At 71.2% G+C, this 6508-nt stretch carries 8 protein-coding genes and 1 pseudogene; 3 read left to right on the top strand and 6 right to left on the bottom strand.

From position 1 onward, the window contains the following. Window position 1: 1 nt before the first annotated feature. Both DKL51_RS13880 and DKL51_RS13885 read right to left on the bottom strand, forming a co-directional pair. Window positions 2-1789, bottom strand: coding sequence for an N-acetylglutaminylglutamine amidotransferase (locus tag DKL51_RS13880; RefSeq protein WP_109945608.1), 1788 nt, complete (start codon window positions 1787-1789; stop codon window positions 2-4). Window positions 1790-1992: 203 nt separating this feature from the next. After that, window positions 1993-2073: pseudogene (locus DKL51_RS13885) on the bottom strand (peptide-methionine (S)-S-oxide reductase MsrA); the annotation flags it as partial. 113 nt (window positions 2074-2186) lie between these two features. Here DKL51_RS13885 and DKL51_RS13890 point away from each other — a divergent pair. Beyond that, window positions 2187-2708, top strand: coding sequence for a hypothetical protein (locus DKL51_RS13890; protein WP_109945609.1), 522 nt, complete (start codon window positions 2187-2189; stop codon window positions 2706-2708). A gap of 68 nt (window positions 2709-2776) precedes the next feature. Here DKL51_RS13890 and msrA read toward each other — a convergent pair whose 3' ends face one another. The 4 genes from msrA to DKL51_RS13905 all read right to left on the bottom strand — a co-directional run bounded on the left by msrA (window position 2777) and on the right by DKL51_RS13905 (window position 4487). After that, complete coding sequence (gene msrA, locus DKL51_RS13895; RefSeq protein WP_109945610.1) at window positions 2777-3439, bottom strand: peptide-methionine (S)-S-oxide reductase MsrA; 663 nt, start codon at window positions 3437-3439, stop codon at window positions 2777-2779. 86 nt (window positions 3440-3525) lie between these two features. After that, window positions 3526-3681 carry a hypothetical protein gene (locus DKL51_RS34920; protein ID WP_165823157.1) on the bottom strand — a complete coding sequence of 52 codons (156 nt, stop codon included), beginning with the start codon at window positions 3679-3681 and terminating at the stop codon, window positions 3526-3528. Between the two features lie 73 nt (window positions 3682-3754). Next, window positions 3755-4183 carry an HIT family protein gene (locus tag DKL51_RS13900; RefSeq protein ID WP_109945611.1) on the bottom strand — a complete coding sequence of 143 codons (429 nt, stop codon included), beginning with the start codon at window positions 4181-4183 and terminating at the stop codon, window positions 3755-3757. Window positions 4184-4235: 52 nt separating this feature from the next. Beyond that, window positions 4236-4487: a hypothetical protein gene (locus DKL51_RS13905; RefSeq protein ID WP_243420842.1), complete on the bottom strand. Its 252-nt coding sequence runs from the start codon at window positions 4485-4487 to the stop codon at window positions 4236-4238. 96 nt (window positions 4488-4583) lie between these two features. Between DKL51_RS13905 and DKL51_RS13910 the strand changes: the two genes are divergently transcribed. Then, window positions 4584-5726: a cystathionine gamma-synthase gene (locus tag DKL51_RS13910; protein WP_109945612.1), complete on the top strand. Its 1143-nt coding sequence runs from the start codon at window positions 4584-4586 to the stop codon at window positions 5724-5726. A 17-nt stretch (window positions 5727-5743) separates the two neighbouring features. Further along, window positions 5744-6508: amidase (locus DKL51_RS13915; RefSeq protein ID WP_148097784.1), on the top strand; the 765-nt coding region annotated here is incomplete at its 3' end.

Below are 6508 nucleotides of genomic sequence, written 5' to 3' on the forward strand. Positions count from 1 at the left end.
GTCAGTCGATTCCGTGGCTCTGGAGCCACATTTCCAGGAGTCCCAGCTGCCACAGCTTGTTTCCGTTCAACGGGGTGAGTTCGGCGTTCGGGTCGGCGAGCAGCGCGTCGACGTAGTCGGCGCGGAACAGGTCCCGGCGGCGGGCCTCGGGCGCGGAGAGCGCGTCGCGTACCCGGTCGAGGAGCTTGCCCTCGAGGTGGGTGAGGCCCGGCACCGGGAAGTAGCCCTTCGGCCGGTCGATGACCTCGTGCGGGAGGACCCGCCGGCCGATCTCCTTGAGCACGCCCTTGCCGCCCTGGGCCAGCTTCAGCTCCGGCGGGCAGCTCGCGGCGAGCTCCACGAACTCGTGGTCGAGGAACGGCACCCGGGCCTCCAGCCCGTGCGCCATGGTCATGTTGTCGACCCGCTTCACCGGGTCGTCGGTCAACATGATCTGGGTGTCGATCCGCAGGCCGGCGTCGACCGCGGTCGCCGCGCCGGGCCGGGCCAGATGCGCGGCCACGAACTCCCGGGCCGGGTCGCCGTCGGCGAGCCACGCCGGGTTGAGGACCCCGGCCAGGCCGGCCGCGTCCCGGTCGAAGAAGGCCTTCGCGTACGTCTCGAGCGCCTGCTCCCGGTCCACGCCGGCGAGCGGCGGGTACCAGTGGTAGCCGCCGAGGATCTCGTCCGCGCCCTGGCCGGACTGGACCACCTTGACGTGCCGGGCGACCTCCTGGCTGAGCAGGTAGAACGCGACGCAGTCGTGACTGACCATCGGCTCGCTCATCGCGGCGACGGCCGCCTCCAGCGGCGGCAGCAGGTCCCCGGTGGGCACCTTGATCTGGTGGTGGTCGGTGCCGAAGGTCTTCGCGATCAGGTCGGAGTAGACGAACTCGTCGCCCTCCCGGCCGCCGACCGCGTCGAAGCCGATGGAGAACGTGGAGAGGCCGGCCTGGCCCTCGCCGGCCAGCAGCGCGACGACCAGGCTGGAGTCCAGCCCGCCGGAGAGCAGCACGCCGACCGGCACGTCGGCCACCATCCGGCGGCGGACCGCGGTGGTCAGCGACTCCAGCAGCGCGTCCTGCCAGTCCCGCTCGGACCAGTCGGCCCGCTCGGCGGCCCGGGTGAACGCCGGGTCCCAGTACACCCGCTCCCGGGTGGAGCCGTCCGGCTCGTAGACCCGGACGGTGGCCGGGGGCAGCTTGGTGACGCCGCGCAGGATGGTCCGCGGTGGCGGCACGATGCTGTGGAAGCTCAGGTAGTGGGCGAGGGCGACCCGGTCGATGGTGGTGTCCACGCCGCCGCCGCCGGCGAGCAGGGCGGGCAGGGTGCTGGCGAAGCGGACCACGCCGGGGCTCTCGGCCAGGTAGAGCGGCTTGATGCCGAGCCGGTCCCGGGCCAGCACCAGCCGGCCGGTGTCCCGCTCGGTGATCGCCACCGCGAACATGCCGATCAGGTGGTCGACGAAGTCCAGTCCCCACTCGGCGTACGCCTTGACCACGACCTCGCTGTCCCCCGAGGAGAAGAAGCGGTGGCCCTTGGCCTGCAGCTCCGCGCGCAGCTCGCGGTAGTTGTAGATGCAGCCGTTGAAGACGCCGGTGAGGCCGGAGGCGGCGTCGACCAGCGGCTGGCCGCTCGCGGCGGAGAGGTCGATGATCTTCAGGCGGCGGTGCCCGAGGGCGGTCGGGCCCTGCGACCAGACGCCGCTGTCGTCCGGTCCCCGGTCACTCATCGTGGCCGCCATCCGCTCCACCGCCGCGACGTCGGCGCGCGAGCCGTCACGACGGAACTCCCCAGCCAGTCCGCACATGGCACGCAATGCTGCCAGAGGTGGCCGGGGTTCGCCCGTTGAGATGATGTCTACGGGGTTACGGATTTGCTAAAATGCCGGACCCGCGTTGTGCGGCTGCGAGCTGGGCCGACATTCCTGTCGACGCCCGGCGGGGTGCCCGAATCGGACCGGGCCCGCGGTGTGACAAACACCGCAGGCCCGGGAAACGGACATCAGGGCGCTCAGCCGGCGGTACGGGCCACACCGACCGGGCAGCTCAGCCCGTTGGGGCCGTGGTTGCAGTAGCCGCCCGGGTTCTTGGACTCTGGCGAAGGGTGCGCTACTCGTGGCCCGAGGCCGTCACCTGCCGCGATTCCGGGAAACCGTGACGGGGTCGTTGGATGGCGGCCGCGGCCGCCGTGACACACTGCTCGCCATGCTGAGCTGGCTGAGCACCCGGTGGGGAAAAGTCGCGTACTTCGTCAGCCTGGTGATCTGCGCCGGACTCGGCGGTCTCCTGTTCGGATTCGGCCACGGAATTGTGCTTGGAGCCGCCGCCTTGAACCTGGCGCTGGGCGTGGTAGCGGCGGTCGGCCTGATCAGGACCATCCGGAAAGGCCCGTCGGCTGCGGACGAGGGTAGCGACTCAGAACCCGATGTGACCGAGCCCGACTGGCTCTCCATGGGCGAGATCGAGGTGCGCGTCACCGGGAGGCGCCGGCGCTATCTCGCCCGATTCGCGACCGTTGCGCCAGCCGTCGATGAAATGAGTCGCGAGGAGCGGCGGATCGCGGCGACGCTGAGGTTTCTCGGCATGCCGGAGGCGACGGTCGTGAAGCTCGACAAGGAAGCCAACGAGGGCGGCACCCGCGAGGCACCTGGCCGTCAGATCGTCGAGATCCCAGAACTGGCGATCCGGGACGCGGCCAGGTTCCCCGGCCTCGGCAGCAATCGGTAGGGGATTGGTTGCGGTGCAACGCCAACGGTCAGAAGCCCGGTGGCCTTGCGTCAGCGGAATCGAGCGGCTCAGCCGGCCGTGCGAGCGACGCCGATCGGGCAGGTCATGCCGTTCGGGCCGTGGTTGCAATAGCCACCCGGATTTTTGGTCGGTGCCAGGTACTGCTGGTGGTAGGTCTCGGCGAAGTAGTAGTCACCGAGCCGGGCGATCTCCGTGGTGATCTCGCCCTTGCCGGCCCGCGCCACGATCGGCGCGAACGCGTCCCGGGACGCCTGGGCGGTGGCCAGCTGCTCGTCCGTGGTGGCGTAGATCGCCGAGCGGTACTGCGTACCGACGTCGTTGCCCTGGCGCATGCCCTGGGTCGGGTCGTGGTTCTCCCAGAAGACCTTCAGCAGATCCTCGTAGCTGATCTTCGTGGGGTCGTAGACCACCTGGACCACCTCGGCGTGCCCGGTCATGCCCGAGCAGACCTCCTCGTACGTCGGGTTCGGGGTGACCCCACCCGCGTAGCCGGCGGACGTGGTGATCACTCCCGGCAGCGTCCAGAACAGCCGCTCGGCGCCCCAGAAACAGCCCATCCCGAAGACGGCGACCTGCGAGCCCTCCGGGAACGGGCCCTTCAGCGAGGAGGGGAGCACCTCGTGCCGGTCCGCGACCGGCATCGCGAGGGGCCGGCCGGGCAGGGCCTGGTCGGGGGTGGGCAACTCGGCCTTGTTGCGGCGAAGGAACACGGTGGAACTCCTCTCGTACCTCTCCCCGCGTGCAACGCCGGCGGGCCCCACTTCCTTACCCGCCCTGCCGCCGATCACCGAGCCCGTCAGGAGTCCGTCACGGCGACCAGCATCAGCAGGATGACCAGCGCGAACGGGATGGCCAACCGGACGATGGTCATCGGCCGCATCAGCAGCCGGGGACCCGGATCCATCGGACGCAGTTGCGGGTGGGTCGGCACGGGCGCCGGCAGGTTGCGCACCGAGCCTGGTGGCCTGAGGTTCGTTCGAACGGGGCGGGCCATGCTACTGCGCGTGGAATCCGCCCCGCTGTCCCTAGGCGTCCGGGTGTACCGGCAGTTCGGCGGCGATTCGGTCGGCGTACTGCCTGGCCTCGGCGTCGTCGGCGTAGCGGGTGCGCGGCCAGAAGAAGCCGCGCAGGCCGTCGCCCTTCGTCCGCGGCACCACGTGGGTGTGCAGGTGCGCCACGGACTGCGACACCTTGTTGTTCATCGCCACGAACGTCCCACCGGCACCGAGGCCGCTCTCCAGCGCCACCGCGAGCCGCTGCACCAGGCCGAAGTAGCCGGCGAGGGCGTCGGCGGGCAGATCGGTCAGCGTCACCACGTGGGTACGCGGCACCACCAGCACGTGCCCCTTGAAGACCGGCCGGGTGTCCAGGAACGCCACGCCGTCCGGCTCGTCGGCGACCCGGAACGCCTTCACCTCGCCCGCCACGATCCCGCAGAACACGCACCCGCTCACCGGGGGCAGCCTAGTACCGGCTCCGCCCGATCGCCTTTCGGCGCAGTCACTGTCAAGCGGCGAGTTCGGGCGGCCGACGTTCCCACACAGCGATCACCCGCCGAGCAGTCAGACGTCGGATGCGTGGCCAGTCCCGGCGCAGCAGAGCGGCATTGACATAGCGGACGATGTCGTTTCGTTGACCGCAGTCCATCAGCGTTAGGTACAACGTCAGGCGTTGCCGGGAATCGGTCACGTCGAATTCGGTGAGGCCCGACCAGGTGAGCCGCACCAGGCGGGATGGCAGCGGCGCGGCCGAACTCACCGGGCCAGTATGGCGCAGCGGTACGACGCAACGGCGGATGTGACGCGCGCCTGGGTTCCACACGGTGGGACGGGCGGGAGGACTAACGTCTCGGGAATGAGTCACGGCTTCGAGACGCTCGCCATCCACGCCGGCCAGGACCCCGAGGCCCGCACCGGCGCGGTGATCCCACCGATCTACCAGACCAGCACCTACGCCCAGGACGCGGTCGGCGCGCCCCGGCAGGGTTACGAATACAGCCGGTCCGGCAACCCGACCCGCGACGCGCTGCAGGAATGCCTCGCCGCGCTGGAGGGTGGCCCGGTCGGGCTGGCCTTCGCCAGCGGTCTGGCCGCCGAGGACACCCTGCTGCGGACCGTCTGCCGTCCGGGTGACCACGTGGTCATCCCGGACGACGCGTACGGCGGCACGTACCGGCTCTTCGCCAAGGTCGCCGAGCGGTGGGGGCTGGAGTACACCCCGGCCAAGGTCTCCGACCCGGACGCGGTGCGGGCCGCGATCCGCCCCGGCACCACGAAGATCGTCTGGGTGGAGACGCCGACCAACCCGCTGCTCGGCATCGCCGACATCGCCACCCTGGCCGGTGTCGCGCACGACGCGGACGCCCTGCTGGTGGTCGACAACACGTTCGCCTCGCCGTACCTGCAGCAGCCGATCGCGCACGGCGCGGACGTGGTGGTCCACTCGACCACCAAGTACATCGGCGGACACTCCGACGTGGTCGGTGGCGCGCTGATCGCCGCGGACCGGAGCCTCGGTGAGGAGCTGCGCTACCACCAGAACGCGATGGGCGCGGTCAACGGCCCGTTCGACGCGTGGCTCACCCTGCGCGGCATCAAGACCCTCGGCGTACGGATGGACCGGCACTGCGACAACGCCGAGCGGATCGCCGCCTATCTGGACGGGCACGCCAAGGTCGGCCAGGTCATCTACCCGGGCCTGCCCGCGCACCCGGGCCACGAGGTGGCCGCCAAGCAGATGCGCCGGTTCGGCGGCATGATCTCGTTCCGCGCCGCCGGCGGCGAGGAGCACGCGGTGGAGATCTGCAACCGGGCGAAGCTCTTCGTGCTCGCCGAGTCGCTCGGCGGGGTGGAATCCCTGATCGAGCACCCGGGCCGGATGACACACGCAAGTGCTGCCGGCTCGCCGCTTGAAGTTCCCGGCGATCTCGTGCGACTGTCTGTCGGCATCGAGACGGTCGACGACCTGCTCGCCGATCTGGAGCAGGCGCTGGGCTGACCGCTGGCTGGGGGAGGGTGGCCGTGCAGGACTTCATGCCAACGACCTGGGTGGGGGCGACGGCCAAGCAGATCGCCCGGGGCGTCCGCCGGGGCGACGTCTCGGCCACCCAGGTCGTCGCCGACCACCTGGACCACATCGTCCGGGCCGACGCCGACCTCGCCGCGTTCCGCACGGTGCGCGGCGGGGAGGCGATCACCGAGGCGGAGAAGGTCGACGAGCAGGAGGACCTGGCCAACCTCCCGCTGGCCGGGGTGCCGATCGCGGTCAAGGAGAACACCCCGGTCGCCGGGCTGCCCACCTGGAACGGGTCGGCCGCCTGTCGTACCGCGGTGGCGGAGGCCGACCACGAGGTGGTCCGGCGGCTGCGCGGCGCCGGTGCGGTGATTCTCGGGGTGACCCGGATGCCCGAGCTCGGCCTCTGGGCGCTCACCGACGACGAGACCGGGGTGACCCGCAACCCGTGGGACCTCCGGCGTACCCCGGGCGGGTCGTCGGGTGGCGCGGCCGCCGCGGTGGCCGCCGGCCTGGTGCCGATGGCGCACGGCAACGACGGCCTGGGGTCCATCCGCATCCCGGCCGCCTGCTGCGGCCTGGTCGGCCTCAAGCCGAGCCGCGGCGTGATCCCGTGCCAGCTCGGCGCGGAGGACTGGTTCGGCCTCACCGAGCACGGCGTGCTGACCGGCACGGTGGCCGACGCGGCCGTCGGCTTCTCCGTGCTGGCCGGCCGGCGTCCCGACAAGCTGGTCCCGCCGCAGCGGCTCCGGGTGGGCGTCTCGCTC

This window comes from Micromonospora globispora (genome assembly GCF_003857015.1).
GTDB lineage: Bacteria > Actinomycetota > Actinomycetes > Mycobacteriales > Micromonosporaceae > Micromonospora > Micromonospora globispora.